This window comes from Lacrimispora sp. YZC11, from assembly GCF_057543815.1.
Genome location: NZ_BAAJYQ010000020.1, coordinates 641,207 through 656,437, shown reverse-complemented (window position 1 = coordinate 656,437; position 15,231 = coordinate 641,207). Strand labels below are relative to the sequence as shown.

The 15,231-nt window shown below is 45.3% G+C and carries 15 protein-coding genes; 3 read left to right on the top strand and 12 right to left on the bottom strand.

Annotated elements, in window-relative coordinates:
• Positions 1–8 precede the first annotated feature (8 nt).
• Both AC27IJ_RS24490 and AC27IJ_RS24485 read right to left on the bottom strand, forming a co-directional pair.
• Positions 9–923: a sugar phosphate isomerase/epimerase family protein gene (locus tag AC27IJ_RS24490; protein WP_487151191.1), complete on the bottom strand. Its 915-nt coding sequence runs from the start codon at positions 921–923 to the stop codon at positions 9–11.
• Entirely contained in the window at positions 920–1,969 is a 1,050-nt protein-coding gene (locus tag AC27IJ_RS24485) for a Gfo/Idh/MocA family protein (RefSeq protein ID WP_487151189.1), read from the bottom strand. Before AC27IJ_RS24485 ends, AC27IJ_RS24490 begins: the two co-directional genes overlap by 4 nt.
• Positions 1,970–2,251: 282 nt before the next feature.
• Here AC27IJ_RS24485 and AC27IJ_RS24480 point away from each other — a divergent pair, with 282 nt between their 5' ends.
• Entirely contained in the window at positions 2,252–3,259 is a 1,008-nt protein-coding gene (locus AC27IJ_RS24480; protein WP_312503990.1) for a LacI family DNA-binding transcriptional regulator, read from the top strand.
• Positions 3,260–3,323: 64 nt separating this feature from the next.
• Here the strand turns inward: AC27IJ_RS24480 and leuA are convergent, their stop codons facing one another.
• The 5 genes from leuA to srtB all read right to left on the bottom strand — a co-directional run bounded on the left by leuA (position 3,324) and on the right by srtB (position 10,077).
• A complete protein-coding gene (gene leuA, locus AC27IJ_RS24475; protein WP_312441339.1) occupies positions 3,324–4,991 on the bottom strand; it encodes a 2-isopropylmalate synthase in 1,668 nt (555 codons plus the stop codon).
• Positions 4,992–5,288: 297 nt separating this feature from the next.
• Complete coding sequence (locus tag AC27IJ_RS24470; RefSeq protein ID WP_313152925.1) at positions 5,289–6,446, bottom strand: toxic anion resistance protein; 1,158 nt, start codon at positions 6,444–6,446, stop codon at positions 5,289–5,291.
• On the bottom strand, positions 6,439–7,731 hold the full coding sequence (locus AC27IJ_RS24465) for a 5-bromo-4-chloroindolyl phosphate hydrolysis family protein (protein WP_312441337.1): 1,293 nt from the start codon (positions 7,729–7,731) through the stop codon (positions 6,439–6,441). Before AC27IJ_RS24465 ends, AC27IJ_RS24470 begins: the two co-directional genes overlap by 8 nt.
• Positions 7,732–7,889: 158 nt before the next feature.
• Complete coding sequence (glmM, locus tag AC27IJ_RS24460; protein ID WP_312441336.1) at positions 7,890–9,245, bottom strand: phosphoglucosamine mutase; 1,356 nt, start codon at positions 9,243–9,245, stop codon at positions 7,890–7,892.
• A 64-nt stretch (positions 9,246–9,309) separates the two neighbouring features.
• The gene (gene srtB, locus AC27IJ_RS24455; protein WP_312503985.1) at positions 9,310–10,077 is read right to left on the bottom strand and encodes a class B sortase; all 768 of its coding nucleotides are present in this window, start codon (positions 10,075–10,077) and stop codon (positions 9,310–9,312) included.
• 144 nt (positions 10,078–10,221) lie between these two features.
• On the opposite strand from srtB, the gene AC27IJ_RS24450 reads away from it, so the two are divergent.
• Together AC27IJ_RS24450 and AC27IJ_RS24445 are read left to right on the top strand one after the other, a co-directional pair.
• Positions 10,222–11,421 (top strand): AfsR/SARP family transcriptional regulator, encoded by a 1,200-nt coding sequence (locus AC27IJ_RS24450; protein WP_312441333.1) that lies wholly within the window; start codon positions 10,222–10,224, stop codon positions 11,419–11,421.
• Between the two features lie 52 nt (positions 11,422–11,473).
• A complete protein-coding gene (locus AC27IJ_RS24445; protein ID WP_312441331.1) occupies positions 11,474–11,947 on the top strand; it encodes a methylglyoxal synthase in 474 nt (157 codons plus the stop codon).
• Positions 11,948–12,027: 80 nt separating this feature from the next.
• Here AC27IJ_RS24445 and AC27IJ_RS24440 read toward each other — a convergent pair whose 3' ends face one another.
• From AC27IJ_RS24440 to AC27IJ_RS24420, 5 genes are all read right to left on the bottom strand, one after another.
• Positions 12,028–12,558 carry an HD domain-containing protein gene (locus AC27IJ_RS24440; RefSeq protein ID WP_312441329.1) on the bottom strand — a complete coding sequence of 177 codons (531 nt, stop codon included), beginning with the start codon at positions 12,556–12,558 and terminating at the stop codon, positions 12,028–12,030.
• Between the two features lie 594 nt (positions 12,559–13,152).
• Positions 13,153–13,914, bottom strand: coding sequence for an MBL fold metallo-hydrolase (locus AC27IJ_RS24435; protein WP_487151184.1), 762 nt, complete (start codon positions 13,912–13,914; stop codon positions 13,153–13,155).
• Positions 13,915–13,994: 80 nt separating this feature from the next.
• Positions 13,995–14,354, bottom strand: coding sequence for a RidA family protein (locus AC27IJ_RS24430; RefSeq protein WP_312441327.1), 360 nt, complete (start codon positions 14,352–14,354; stop codon positions 13,995–13,997).
• Positions 14,355–14,668: 314 nt separating this feature from the next.
• Positions 14,669–14,839, bottom strand: a complete 171-nt coding sequence (locus AC27IJ_RS24425; RefSeq protein WP_487151182.1) for a hypothetical protein — start codon at positions 14,837–14,839, stop codon at positions 14,669–14,671.
• A gap of 116 nt (positions 14,840–14,955) precedes the next feature.
• Complete coding sequence (locus AC27IJ_RS24420) at positions 14,956–15,135, bottom strand: hypothetical protein (protein WP_313257260.1); 180 nt, start codon at positions 15,133–15,135, stop codon at positions 14,956–14,958.
• Positions 15,136–15,231 lie beyond the last annotated feature (96 nt).

Sequence of the window (15,231 nt, the reverse complement as noted above, 5' to 3'; positions counted from 1 at the left end):
GCCTTAATTTAAATGATAAACTGGTCCATATATTTCTTGGACAGCTTCAGACTGTCAAGGATCTTCTCCCTGGTGCCTTCAAACGCCCTGTCTTCCACTTCAATGCAGGTAAACCCATCATAACCGATATCCGTTAATGCGCTGACATATTTTCCCCAGTTCACATCCCCAAGGCCGGGAAGCTTTGGCGACATATAAGCCAGGGGATATGCCATGATCCCCACCTTTTTTAACTCATCCTCATATAGTTTAATGTCCTTATAATGGACATGAAAGATCTTATCCCGGAACTGGTAAAGAGGCTTAATGTAATCCATCATCTGCCATACAAAATGGGAGGGGTCATAATTGATCCCAAGGTTTTCATTGGGCAGGATTTCAAAAATCTTTTCCCAGATCGCCGGCGTTGACATCAGATTCTGCCCGCCCGGCCACTGCTCCCTATCAAAGAGCATAGGGCAGTTCTCAATGGCGATCCGTACCTTTTTTTCTTCTGCATGTGCAAGGATCGGCGGCCATATTTCTTTCACCAGTTCTAAGTTCTCTTCCACGGTCTTTGTCTGGTCCCTGCCGATAAACGTGGTTACCAGATGAACGCCCAGAACGGCACTGGCTTCGATGACCTTCATAAGATGGGAAATATTTGCCTGCCTTTTTTCCTCATCCTCTTCCATTACGTTGGGATAAAAAGCAAGGGCTGAAATATCCACATTCCGTTCTTTGCAGTAGTTCCGTATGTATTCCGTCTTTTCTTCTGTTAAATCGGCCACGTCAATGTGACTGACTCCCGCATATCTGCGTTCTGCCTTTCCCTGGGGCCAACAAGCCACCTCCACACACTGGAAACCCATGGCTGCCGCCGTATCGATCATTTCTTCAAAGGTCCATTCAGTCAGAATCGCGCTGACAAATCCCAGTTTCATGTCCTTTCCCCCTTTTCCCTGATGACGATCCTTCGTTTCTCCCTGCTGGACTCCTGGCAGGCAAATACGGCTTCCATGGCGCTTAACACATCAGCCCCGCTGACCGGCACTTCCGTTCCCGCCGCCAGAGCATCCACAAATGCGTCAATGATCCCGGATTTTGTCTGATTGTCATTAGTCTGTATCTTATCGATGTCATATAAGATCTGCTCCCCATTTTTTAAAACCACGGAAATGGAATGATCCGGATCGTCATAAATCTTCATGATTCCCTTGGTTCCATACAGAACTGTGGAATTATCTTCCCTGCCGTAATAGGTCCAGCTTGCTGTCATAGTTCCTATGGCACCGTCTTCCATCTCATAGATGCAGATGGCGTTGTCATCTACGCTGATCAGCTCTCCTGACTCATTTCTTTTATCAAGGGTCAGCATCTGAGCGGTCACAGCCACCACTTTCTGGCCAAGAAGGAACTGGATCAAGTCCGTCTTATGAATTCCTAAGTCAGCCATGGCTCCCATGGCAGCTTTCCCTTTATCAAAAAACCAGCTGTTTGGTCCCTTATCGATGCTCCAGGTTTCCGGTCCCCCATGCCCGAATGTGGTTTTAAAGGTGAGGACTGTTCCGATCACGTCTTCCAAAAGAAGCTCCTTAGCCCTTACATGTGCCCTGGCAAATCTCTGGTTCTGTCCGATCATCAGCTGCCGGTTGTTTTCCGCCGCCGCATGCACCATTGCTTTACATTCCTCAAGGCTTACCGCCATGGGCTTTTCACACAGCACATGTTTTCCCGACCGCAGGGCCTTGATGGCAATTTCCGCGTGCGTATGATTGGCCGTACAAATGCTCACCGCATCAATTCCCCGGTCAGCCAGCATTGCATCTGCAGAATCATATACGTTTCCACCGTAAACTGCAGCCAGCTCCCTTGCCCGTTCCTCATTGAAATCATAATAGCCTGCAATCCGGGCTCCGGGATGCGCCCCGTATTCAGGGATGTGCCTTGTCTGTGCGATCCTTCCGCACCCAATGATTCCTACCTTCATAGATTCCTCTCTTTCTCTTCCGGTTGGTTTTCATAATGCTTTTCATTTCTTTCATTTTTTCAAGGTGATTTTAACATTTCCATGCTTTCTTTTCAAGTTTTTGGGCGTTATTAATAGTTTTTCCATGTTATATCTAGATTCTATTGTGATATTATAAACATTTTGCACAATCTCCCTCTTGTTTTTCTGAAAACTTTTCATAACTTTGAAAACTTCTTATTTACAATCATCCTATCTCATGATATAAACAAAGGAAATAACGAACAAAGGAAGAGCAAGGGAATGAAACAGGAAAAAATCACAATAGAAGATATTGCCAGACAGGCAGGCGTTTCACCGGCCACCGTGTCCCGTGTGTTAAACCACAGGGAGCAGGTCAAGGCAGATACTGCTAAACGTGTGGAAAACGCTATGGCCGCTCTTGGATATGCCTTTGAATCCACCAGTCCGCCATCCATAGAAGAACAGCCGCTGATCGTTCTGAATATTCCGGGAATTGAAAATGTTTTCTATCAGGAGGTCATAAAGGGAGCCAGAGTCTCAGCAAAGGCCCATGGCTGCCACCTTCTCATCAATGAATCTCCTTTGGACCGCGGGTCTATCCGCAACTTCTGCAATCTGCTTCACCGGGTCAACGCCGCCGGTTCCATCCTTTTAAACCGGGCATCGGAGGAGCAGCTGAAACAGATACGCGCCATCACTCCTCTGGTGCAGTGCTGCGAATACAACGAAGACGCCGCAGGATACCCCTATGTCAGCATTGACGACTTTTCTGCAGCGGAGACTGCCACCGGATACCTCAGTAATTGCGGCTGCAATAAAATCGCCCTGATCAACGGCCCTCTAAGCTTTAAATATGCGGTAAAGCGGCAGGAAGGATATTTGAGCGCCTTAAAAAAGGCGGAAATCTCTGTCCCTCAAAACTGGATCATACAGCTACCGGAGATCAACTATCAGATGGCTTACGCCGCCATCTGCCGTTTATTAAACAGCGAGCCAAGGCCCAACGCCTTCTTTGTAGCCTCCGATATATTTGCGGCTGCCGTCATCCGGGCCGCAAAGCGTTTTAAGCTCAATGTGCCAAAGGATATCATGGTGGTGGGCTTTGACAACATCGAATTTTCCACAATGACCTGCCCTTCCATCACAACGGTCAATCAGCCCCGCCTGCAGCTTGGATATACTGCCTGTGAGATGCTGTTAGAAATGATGGAAAACCCCTTAAGTTCCCCAAAATCACTAATCCTGGACGCAGAACTGGTGATCAGGGAGTCAACTGCGAAAATCTGATATGGTTTTCCGCCAGAACATAAAAAACAGGGTCAGCCTTTTATCAAAGGCTGACCCCTTTATTTTATGAATAGAATAACCGGTTTACCGCGCTGAAGATTCCGCGGATAGAAGCTCTTGTAATGTTGGAACTGATTCCCACACCGTAGGTAGCCTTTCCTGTCTTCACATCAAGGAGGTGAATATAGGAAGCCGCCTGTGCTCCGGAACCGGAAGTAAGAGCATGCTCGTAGTAGTCCAGAACCCTGATCTCAATACCAAGTTCTTTTTCCAGCCCTTTTTGTACCGCATCAATAGGTCCGTTTCCAATGCCTTCAAAGATTTTCTCTACGCCGTGATCGGTGTAGCGGACTTTTGCAGCTGTGGAGAACGCTGTATCATCTTCTGCTTCCGTAATCTGGGCTTTACGGAAATGGATAGGCTCTTTCTTCTCCGAGTAGTTGCTTTTAAACTCTTCCATGATCTGCTCAGGAGCAACCTCACCCTGCTTTTCGGAAATCGCCTGGATCACGTCAGCAAACTCTTTATGCATACCCTTTGGAAGCTTGAAGCCGTAGAAGGTATCCATGACAAAGGCTACGCCGCCTTTGCCGGACTGGCTGTTGATCCGTACGATAGGCTCATACTGCCTGCCGATGTCCGATGGATCGATTGGCAGGTAAGGAACCTCCCAGTAAGTATTCTTTCTATCCCGCATGGCCTGCATGCCTTTGTTGATGGCATCCTGGTGGGAGCCGGAAAAGGCGGTAAAAACAAGCTTTCCTGCATATGGATGCCTTGGCTCCACTTCCATCTTGGTGCAGCGCTCATATATGTCAACGATCTCACGAATATTCTCAATATGAAGCTCCGGATTGATTCCGTGAGAGAACATGTTGTATGCGACTGTTAAAATATCCACATTCCCGGTCCGTTCGCCGTTTCCTAAAAGCGTGCCTTCCACCCGGTCGGCTCCTGCCAGCAGGGCAAGTTCTGTCGCTGCGATTCCGGTTCCCCGGTCATTGTGGGGGTGAACGCTTAAAATAATGCTGTCACGGTTCTTGAAATGAGTGTTCATCCATTCGATCTGATCCGCATAAACGTTAGGAGTTGCCATTTCCACGGTGGAAGGAAGGTTGAAGATAATTTTTTTATCCGGTGATGCACCCCAGGTTTCCTGGACTGCCGTACAAATATCCAAGGCAAAATCCAGTTCTGTTCCAGTAAAGCTTTCCGGCGAATATTCAAGAACCACTTCTCCGTCAAAGCCCTGCATATATTGCTTCACCCATTCCGTACCCTTTACGGCGATATCCCTGATTTCTTCTCTTCCCTTGTTGAAAACCACATCCCGCTGAAGAGTTGAAGTGGAATTGTAGATATGTACAATCGCCTTCTTAACTCCCTGAAGGGCTTCAAAGGTCCTCTTGATCAAATGCTCCCTGCACTGGACCAGAACCTGGATGACCACGTCATCAGGAATCAGCTTACGTTCCACAAGCTGCCTTAAGAAATCAAACTCAATCTGGGACGCTGCCGGAAAACCGACCTCAATCTCCTTAAAGCCCAACCGGATCAGGAGATCAAACATCTCGATCTTCTCTTCCACAACCATGGGCTCCGTAAGGGCCTGGTTACCATCCCTTAAGTCAACACTGCACCAGATCGGCGCCTTCTTAATCTCATTGCACGGCCATTGTCTCTCCGGATAGCTGACTACCGGTACTCTTTTATATCTTTGATAATTCAACATGTTTTATCTCCTCCATAATCTTTTAATCGTCTGCTTTGCCCGGCAGATCACCGGGTATTTTCTGAAATAGGAAAAAACTCAACGCAGGCTTTGGAGTCGATAAATCACGCTGTATCTTTTGACAATGAACAACGTGGCTTTTACAGGTCTAACCCCATCTTTCATCATTCCTTTGCATTAAAATCACATACCGTGCTCTGATAGTGTGTCACGGTGAAGTGTTATGTTATTATAGCACGACTAAAAAAGACTTACAACAGAAAAATTAATTTTCTATTGTAAGTCTTTTTACCTTTGTTATTTGCTAAGCTGTAAAAGCTTGGATTTCAATTCGCCTTCCATCCGGCTTAACTCCACTTCCGCTTCCCGGCGTTTTGTCCTGCCCTCGGCCTGGATCCGGACCACTTCATCCAAAGTCGTTATAAGGGATTCATTGGTTTTCTTAAGGGTTTCCATGTCCACGATTCCCCGTTCTGATTCCTTTGCCGTCTGAATGGTGGCGGTCTTTAATACCTCTGCGTTCTTCTTTAAAAGCTCATTGGTCATATCCGACACCTCTCGCTGGGCCTTTGCCGCCTGCTCGGAATGGCTGATTCCGATGGCAAGCACCATCTGGCTCTTCCACAGAGGAATGGTGTTCACAAGGGTGGACTGTATCTTTTCCGTCATTAAGGTGTCATTGTTCTGAACCAGACGGATCTGAGGAGCCATCTGAATGGATATCATGCGTGTAAGCTCTAAGTCATGAAGCTTCTTCTCAAAACGGTTCAGCATGGAAGACAAGTCATTGGCTGCCTGGGCATCTTCCGGAAGCCCGCTTTTCGCCGCCCGGTCCAAAAGTGCCGGCAGCTCTTCCTGCTGCACCCTGGCAAGTTTCCTTTTCCCCGCCAGGATATACATGGTAAGTTCTTTGAAATACGTGGTGTTTAAGTCATACATCTTATCCAGAAGTGCGATGTCCTTTAACAGCTGGATCTGATGGTTCTGAAGGACCTTGCAGATCTGGCCTACATTGGCTTCTGCCTTTGCATACCTGGCCTTAATGCCTTCCACCCGGTTTACGCTTTTTTTGAAAAGACCGAAAAGGCCCTTTTCTTCTTCCTCCACTTCAATGCTTTTAAGCTCTACAACCACCTCTGACAGGATCTGGCCCACTTCCCCCAGATCTTTGGTCTTTACATTATCAAGGGCTGCTTCTGAAAAGTCGGCAATCTTTTTCTGCGCTCCGGCTCCATACTGAAGGATCAGATTGGAGTCCCTTAAATCGATTTTTTCCGCAAAGTCAGTAACTTGTCTTTCTTCTTCCGGTGTTAAGTCGGCTGCAGGTACTTCCTCCACCTCTTTAAGAACGCTTTCCGTCTGCACCAGCCGGGTTTCTTCCATTCCACCGGCCCCAAGGGGAGACAGTGTCAGTTCCGGCGCTTCCTTTAACATCTCTTCAATATCCTTACTCATTCTTCATACCTCCTGTAAAGTCACTTTCCGCCCAGCCATCCTTTTTTAACATAGTCTGGATTACCGAAGCATCTGTGGAAACATCCAAGGCGGCATCCTGGTAAAGATCATCAAGCAGCCGCTCAAAGGCCTGGTTTATAGTATCAAGAGTTCTCTCTATCTCCGCCTTTGCGGAAGAGATATTGGCTCCCTGGGATCCTACGCTGTCAAAATCCCGGTATGCGTTTACCAGCTTTACTGTTGTGGGAAGGTAATATTCCATAAAGCGCTCCATCTCCCCGATCCGTACCGGATGCTTGGAAACGGATTCAAAAATCCTGCGGATCACATGTTCCAGATTAGAAATCTTCTGGGAAATCACTTCCCCCGGAATGGCGTCATTGGCCTCCCTTAATATCCTTAAATAATTCTGGCCGTCGGCCATCATCTGTTTTATTTCCTCAGAAGGAGTATCTTCTTTTGTTTTTTCTCTGGCATCTTCAATCTCTCTTTCCTTAAGGGCCTTCTGGCATTCCAGATACTGCCTGTAAGTGGATTCACTTAAGATCAGGCATGTCTTTTGTTCATCCAGATACGCCTGTTTAAAGATTCTAAGCTTGATCATCTTTTGGACGTCCTTCAATACAAAATCACGGGATCTGCCAATGCTTACCGCCAGTTCCTCTATGCTGCAATACATCCGCTTTCCTGACTGCTTAGCATAAATCCTGGCCCTCTTTAACCGGTCCCGGATGGCAATTCCTGTTCGGAGCATGAAACCGGATGCGCCGCCTAACAGGAGCAAGAACACGGATGCTCCTGCCACCGCCCAGATGACCGGTTTCACCACCAGAGCCACAATCCAGACGACTAAAAGAAGAATCAGGATCACGCCGATGCCAATGCTTCCAAACACCGTATACAAAATACTCGATACACGGCCCGTCTGATTTAACTGTATCAACTCTCCCTGACCATCACCCGTTCTTTTTTGAACATCCCGGCTGGTCTGAAATGCCCGGTAACCCGGTCCGTCTTCACGGCTTTCTCTTTGGGCCGATGCTCCGCTCCACTCAGTCTTCCGGTATGTCTCCGTTCTTTTGCCGCTTTGGCTGCTAAAGCTGCCCGGCGGTGTTTTCTTTCCAAACTCCGCCCCCTTAATCAGCTGGCTCCTGGCTTCCTCCAGGGCAGAATTAACTGTATCGGATATGGTCCTGTTCAGCTGGTTAAAATCCATGGAGTCAATGGCATTCTGCACCGAATCCCTGATCTGGTCTCCTAAATTTGAAAATTCTCTATTATCCATATTCCCTGGTCTCCCAAAAACAATTTGTTGCATCAGACTATAATCATATCATGAATTGTCCTGATTTACAATTATGCATAACTGCAAAAAAATAGAAAGCCTCCAAAACCGGAAGCTTCTCCGGACTTTGGATCACTTTCTATTCTTTTAACTATCTTCTAGGAAAGCAGATGGCCTTTTTCTTTCATTACCTCTATGACCTGATCCACATAGTTCTCGCAGGTATTTAAGTCAGCGGCCTCCACCATGACCCGTACTACCGGCTCTGTGCCGGACTGGCGGAGTAAAATCCTTCCACTGTTTCCAAGACTTTCCGCCACTTTTTCCACTTCAGCCTTTACCGCCTCATCATCCTGGGCCGCCGTCTTATCGTGTACATGGACATTTTTAAGAACCTGGGGATAGATCTCAAGCTCGGAAACCAGCTTCCCAAGGCTTTCCTTCTTTTCCAGAATGACTTCCATCACCTTTAAGGAAGTTAAGATACCGTCTCCCGTAGTAGCGTGCTTGCTGAAAATAATATGGCCGGACTGCTCCCCGCCCAGACAGTTTCCGTTTGCCACCATATTTTCATATACATATTTATCGCCTACTGCAGTTTTCTCATATTCAATGCCTTCCCGTTCAAAGGCTTTGTATAGACCGAAATTGGACATGATGGTGGTAACCACCTTGTTATTCTTAAGGGTCCCCTGTTCCTTCATATACTTGCCGCAAATGTACAAGATGGAATCTCCATCCACCTCTTCTCCGTTCTCATCCACGGCTATGCACCGGTCCGCATCTCCGTCATAGGCAAAGCCCACGTCAGCTCCCACCTCTTTTACAAATTTCTTAAGCTGTTCCATGTGGGTGGAGCCGCAGCCTGTATTGATGTTTAAGCCGTTGGGCTCATTGCTGATCACATGGGTCTCAGCTCCCAAGGCGTCAAAAACGTTCTTAGCTATGGCGGAAGCACTGCCGTTTGCACAGTCCAGAGCTACCTTTTTGTTCTTAAAGGATCTGGTGGCTATGGAAATCAAATAACCGATATAGCGGTTTCTTCCGGCGGCAAAGTCTACGGTACGGCCGATCTTATCACGGTTTGCCAAAGGCAGCTCAACGATCTCACCATCCAGATACTTTTCAATTTCCAGGATCACGCTCTCTTCCAGCTTCTCGCCCTTTTCGTTAATTACCTTAATCCCATTGTCATAGTAGGGATTATGGCTTGCGGAAATCATGATTCCGCAGGAAAATCCTTCGGTGCGTACTACATAAGATACACTTGGAGTAGTGGTAACATGAAGCAGATATGCATCGGCTCCTGATGCGGTAAGGCCCGCCACCAGAGAATATTCAAACATGTAGCTGCTGCGTCTTGTATCTTTTCCAATGACAATCCTGCATACTTCTTCCGGATTCTTCTGCCCATAGTACCAGCCCAAAAAACGGCCTACCTTAAATGCATCCTCCACCGTCAGCGTTACATTGGCTTCCCCGCGGAAACCGTCTGTTCCAAAATATTTTCCCATATAATAATATCTTCCTTTCATCTGTCTGCAGATTATACAGAACAATATGTATGCTTATAACCCTCTAATCTTCACCCTGAGGCACTTCACAGGCGTATAGAATGGTTCTTGCATCATTAAACTCATAGCTGCAGGTTACAAAAGACCAGAGCTGCCTCACCGGTTCTACCGGTTTCTGCAAAAACAGGCCGCCCTTTGTCATCTCCTCCACATATGCCTGAAAACTTTCCTCTGTTTCAAACACGGTTTTCCGGCGTATGGAAGAGGGATCCGTATAGAGGGCTGTGACGGGCTTTAAGTGGTATTCCCTCTCCGGCGTATAAATAAATATATCCTGATGTTCTTTAAAAAAAGCCTCATCCTTGTACTTTATGATGTCCTTAAACATGGATCCGTTCTTCATGTGATGCCCGTATATTATATTATGCCTGCCGGAAAAATCAGGTTCGCTTTCATAATCAAGGTAAATGGCTCCGGCCACGCTTTTCTTGCCTTCAAAATCCGTATCCAGATAAGTTTCATTGTTATCCGTCTGTACAATGGGGTAGTCGATTACCGTACCCTCGATCCTGATCCAGCCCACGATATCAGGATTGATTTTTTCCAGTTCCTCAAAATCAATGGGGGAAGCATAGGCAGCGCTTGTTTCTGCTTCCGGGACGCTGGCCGACCTTTCTCCAGCTGTAGTCTCCCTTGCAAGTTCCGCAAGACTTTCATACTGCTGTTCGGCATGATCTCTCGTTTTAAAATCAGAATAGAGCATTCCTACACCCACAGCCAGAAAAATAACGGCCATGATAAGAATGCCAAAGGCCAATTTTTTACTTTTCATGCTCATTCCTGCTTTCATTAAGGTTTTAAATCCCCCTTAGTATACCTTATTTTTACAAATATCACAATCTTTTATAAGCAATGCTAGACTTTTCCACTTTTTTTCTATATACTAAAATAAGAAAATGTTAATATGGAGACATTTATGAAAAATCAAGAATCTATCATTCATGTAAATATGCTGGGAGGTTTCTCCATATCCATGGGGGACAGGACAATCGTAGACCAGAATAATCAGGCAAAAAAACCCTGGAGCCTTTTAGAATATCTTATTACGTTTCGAGGCCGCGATATTCCTGTAGAAGAACTTATTGACCTGTTTTGGAAGGATGAAGCCAGCAATAACCCGGCAGGAGCCTTAAAGACCTTAATGTTCCGTGTACGCAAACTTTTAGAGCCTCTGGAATATCCCACACAAGAGCTGGTGTTCCAGAACCGCAAGGCCTACGGCTGGACAAAGGACCTTACAACGGTCTGTGATACCGACCTCTTTGAAGACTTGTGTGTTCGATTGGAGGCACCCGGCCTATCCGAAGATGACCGCTTATCCATTTGCATGGAAGCCTTTGCCCTGTATAAGGGAAATTTTCTACCAAAATCCGAGTGGGAATCCTGGGTTGTACCGATTCACACCTATTATCACACGCTCTATCAGAAACTGATCCAAAAAACTTTGTTCCTTCTGGAAAAAAGAAAGGATTATCCCACTATCATTGATGTATGCCAGAAAGCCATTGCCATTGATTCCTACAGTGAGGAAGCTCATTATTACTTAGTCTACGCACTGTACCAAAGTGGAAACCAGCTTATGGCCATGGAGCATTACCATCATGTGACCGACATGTTCTATAACGAATTTGCCATCACCCCCTCCATTCGCTTTAAAGATCTATACAAGCTAATCAGTGATAAGAAACATGGAATTACCATGGATTTAAGTACCATACAGGAGATCCTTTCAGAGGGCGGTACGAACAGCGGGGCCTTTTGCTGTGAACCCTCCGTGTTCCGAGACATCTATCAGCTGGAGACAAGAGCGATCCAGCGTACCGGTGACTCTATTTTCCTATGCCTTCTGACCATCAGCAATTTAAAGGGAGAGCTTCTAAAACCTGCGGTTCAGACACGGGCAATGGATGAGCTTGGAGAATCCATCCGCAAATCCCTGCGCAGGGGAGATATTTTCTGCCGCTACAGCGTAAGCCAATACCTTTTACTTCTGCCCACGGCAACCTATGAAAACGGTGAGTTAGTCTTAAAGCGCATTATTCAGAACTTTAAAAGAGAATATTCAAGAAAAGATCTTTCCATTACTTATTCATTGCAGAGTATCATACCAAACTAAGCCTTATTGCTAAGGATACATACAGGAAGCAGCTGCTTACAGGAGGAACCGGATGTTATCAAATGACTTTATTACATTCACACTGGAAAAGAAAAAAAGCATCGCACTGATCGCTCATGACAACGAAAAGCGCGCACTGATCGAATGGTGTACGGAGCATAAGACGGCTCTGGAAAAGCATACTCTCTGCGGTACAGGAACGACGGCACGGATGATCACTGATCAGACAGGCCTTCCCGTAAAGGGCTATAACAGCGGTCCCCTGGGAGGTGACCAGCAGATCGGCGCAAAGATTGTGGAAGGAAGGGTCGACCTGGTCATCTTCTTTTCCGATCCTCTCACCGCGCAGCCTCACGACCCGGATGTGAAAGCGCTTTTACGCATTGCCCAGGTATACGACATCCCCATTGCCAACACCAGGGCGACTGCTGATTTCATCATCACCTCTCCACTCATGGAAGAGACCTACGAGCATCAGGTCATCAACTTTCACAAAAACATTGCGGACCGGGCAAAAACCCTGTAAGGGTCCTGGCATACGGATTAACAGAAGGCAGAGCTTTTTCAAATTTAAGCCCTGCCTTTTTTTCTGTATCTGTCCATATTTTATTCAAAAACCTTTTCGCACAATTTTATATATTCCTGATAAGCAGGAAACTCCTCAAGGCCTGTAAGTCGCTTTGCGACACCCTTGTAATACCAGGCGTGTTCTGATTTATCTTTTTCGTTAAAGCGCTGCCAAAGATCATCTCCCACTAAAAAATAGTCTCTCGCGGTCGATCTTAAATTGCTCAGCTTGTCCGCCAGAACAAGGATCTTGCTCTCTCTGGAAGCCGTTTCTAAATGATCAAGTGTCGCGCATTTGCGCTCCTTCCAGCACTTCGTTTTATCTTCTGTTTCTTCCATAACCAGTTCAGCCACCCGAAGTCCGAATTTTTCTTTAAGCTCTTCCTCTGTAACACCCGTATCCTCCACCACATCATGAAGAAGCGCGGCGCAGATCAGCTCTTCATCCGTTACCATAAGCGCAACGATGACTGCTGTTTCTAAAGGATGGACGATATAGGGAATCTTCGTCCCTTTCCGAAAGGTTCCTTCATGGGACTTGGTTGCAAATGCAACAGCTTTCTCGACCATACTGAATCTCCTTTTGTTCATTCTTAGGCATAGCCGTTCAGTTAGCCAAAGGCGGACCGAACTTCCTTAATATCTTAACACAAATTATTTAGATTTAATAGATGATCTTGTAAGATTCATGATAAAACCGTGATTTTTAGACTTTTTGCTTCCCTAGCTTCACGATCCAAAGGCAGCCAGAAAGTGTACCTTCCTGATCAGGAGTGAGTGTCTTCGATTTCATGGCCAACTGATTATTGCCGGATGCTGCAGGCCTTTACCCATGGTACTATGGGCAGAAGATTTTCTGTTTGGCTGTTAATTCCTTAAGGCTCACTCTCGAATTTGTGTATAAAAGCACTTCTAACCTGTATTAATTTGAGGTTTTGTGTCGTATTTTCAGATATTAACAATTAATCCACAATTGTTTCCACATTATTGTGGATAAGTGTCGTTTGGGGTGTCAGAAAAGAGACGTCTAAGCGTCTCTATATTTATTATCTTTTAATACTGCCAGCAGCCTCTGCAAAGTTTATCCTCTGTGCTTGTACTAGCTGCTTCCGGCGCTCTTTATGCTCATTATGCGATAACATGTTCAACAAATCAGAATGTATATCAGAGCCAGACAGCCCAATCGCCGTAATCAAAGGTACCGCTACCATGATGAAGGTTGCCATCGTCTTTCAGCTGGCGGAAAGCGTCTCGCATACGGCCGAGAATCTCCGATTGAATGTCCAGACTGTGATGAGCCGGAAATACCTTTTTCACGGGCAATGCCGCTATCTTTTCAAGCGACATGAGATATGCCTGCGGATCGGTGGAGGGGTAGTACGCAAACAGCGTGTCCTTGTAGACAAGGTCGCCGGTAAATAAGTATCCACGTTGCGCTTCCCAAAAACACAGATGCCCTGGAGAGTGTCCCGGTGTATGTAGTGCAGTAATCTTGCGCCCACCTAAATCGATGGTATCACCGTCATGTAGTACCCGTGTAGGCATTCCCTGAAAGAACTTGTAAGTATTGACGTTATAACCCTCCGGCAAATCGCAGCGATCTACGACCATATTCCGGATAGTATCCATTGTCAGCGGGAATTCGCCGTTCAGCCAGTTTAGTTCCGCCTCATGCGCGTAGAAATCCGGGTAGTATTCGTGCCCACCGATATGATCCCAATGGATATGTGTTGCCACAGCAGTTACCCGTTTATCTGTCAGCTTTTTCACTTCTTCGGAAATGTTACAGACGCCAAGCCCGGTGTCAATGAGCAAACATCGTTCATCACCTTCTAGCAGGTAGCAGTGCGTTTCCTCCCAATGGCGGTATTCGCTGATAATGTGAGTATCCGTATCAATTTGATTGAGTGTAAACCAATTTTCCATTTTTATTATTCCTTTTTGCTTTGTAGTAAATCAAGAGATCCTTATAAATAAAATATCACTAAACTTATTAACTATCAAAATTACCGTAATGGTTTATATGCAATGCCATCCATCTGGCATAAACAAGTCTGTCCAACAAACTCAGTCGTTGTTGTCATTCTTGCAGGCGCTCCGTTTTTAAAATATTCTTTGAAAACATCAGCGGCTAATCGAAAATCATTAATATCTCTAAGGTAAAGGTTTATTTGCACCACGTCATCAAGAGTAGCATCAACAGAAGCAAGCGTTTTTTTCATGCTTTCAAATGTTTTTCGCATTTGATATTCAATGTCTTCCTTGTCTTGCCCACCTGCATGATGAGCCAGGTAAATATGATCTCCTGCAACAACACATGACGAACAAGTCTCATCTCCACAATGAGTCGGCATTCTTTTAATCATTTTTAAATCTCCTTTCCAAATATAGAACTAATGTTCTTTTACTATACCACACCAATTATCAATATTCAATTATCAAGGAACAATAATTCTTTAAATATTAATAGGAATTTTCGAAGCCAGTAAGGTAATTTCGTGTAAAAGCAATTTTGATATAAAAACTGCTGACCATAGTAGTTAGAAGATTATTTCATAATGTCTTTAATTACAGTTATTTAACCAATCATGAAAATGTAAATCAAATAGTGGTTTATTTTCTATTTGAAGATTATGTCCTGCTTTATCAAGACACACAAAAGTTAAACGTGGCAAATGCTTTATAATCTCCATGCGTCTTCATAACCAACACAATCGTCTTGTTTACCTGTTATTACAGCAATCGGTTTATCGAAGTTTATATCTTTTAATGATTCTTCAAAAGAAAAACCGTATCCTTCTTTTTGGTATGTATGAATGAAGTTTATATCTGCATCTTTCTGACCAGGCATGATTTCGTTTTTATATCTTTCCCATGTTTTAGCTGTAGCAATAACCGCATAATCAATAAAATTATCGTACCGAAAAATTGCTAAACGCTCAATAGTAAATTTTCAAGTCAGTTACATCAATCAAATTCTAATTTCCCCGCCTCATCTGATCCACCAACCAAAAGTTCTATCATAACACTTCTATCCACGGAAGACCGTTCTGCTTTCTGGCCGGAATCTGCAATTTCCCCCACATACAGCTCACAAACATACCCGGAAAGCACTACCTCTGCCCGGCTGCGGATTACTGTTTCCAACAGCTCCTCTTAATTCTATCATACATTGCCGGACTAATTCCTGGTACGTGCAGGTAATAAAAGGTGGATCTATGTTACGCAGCACATTCTTCTTTT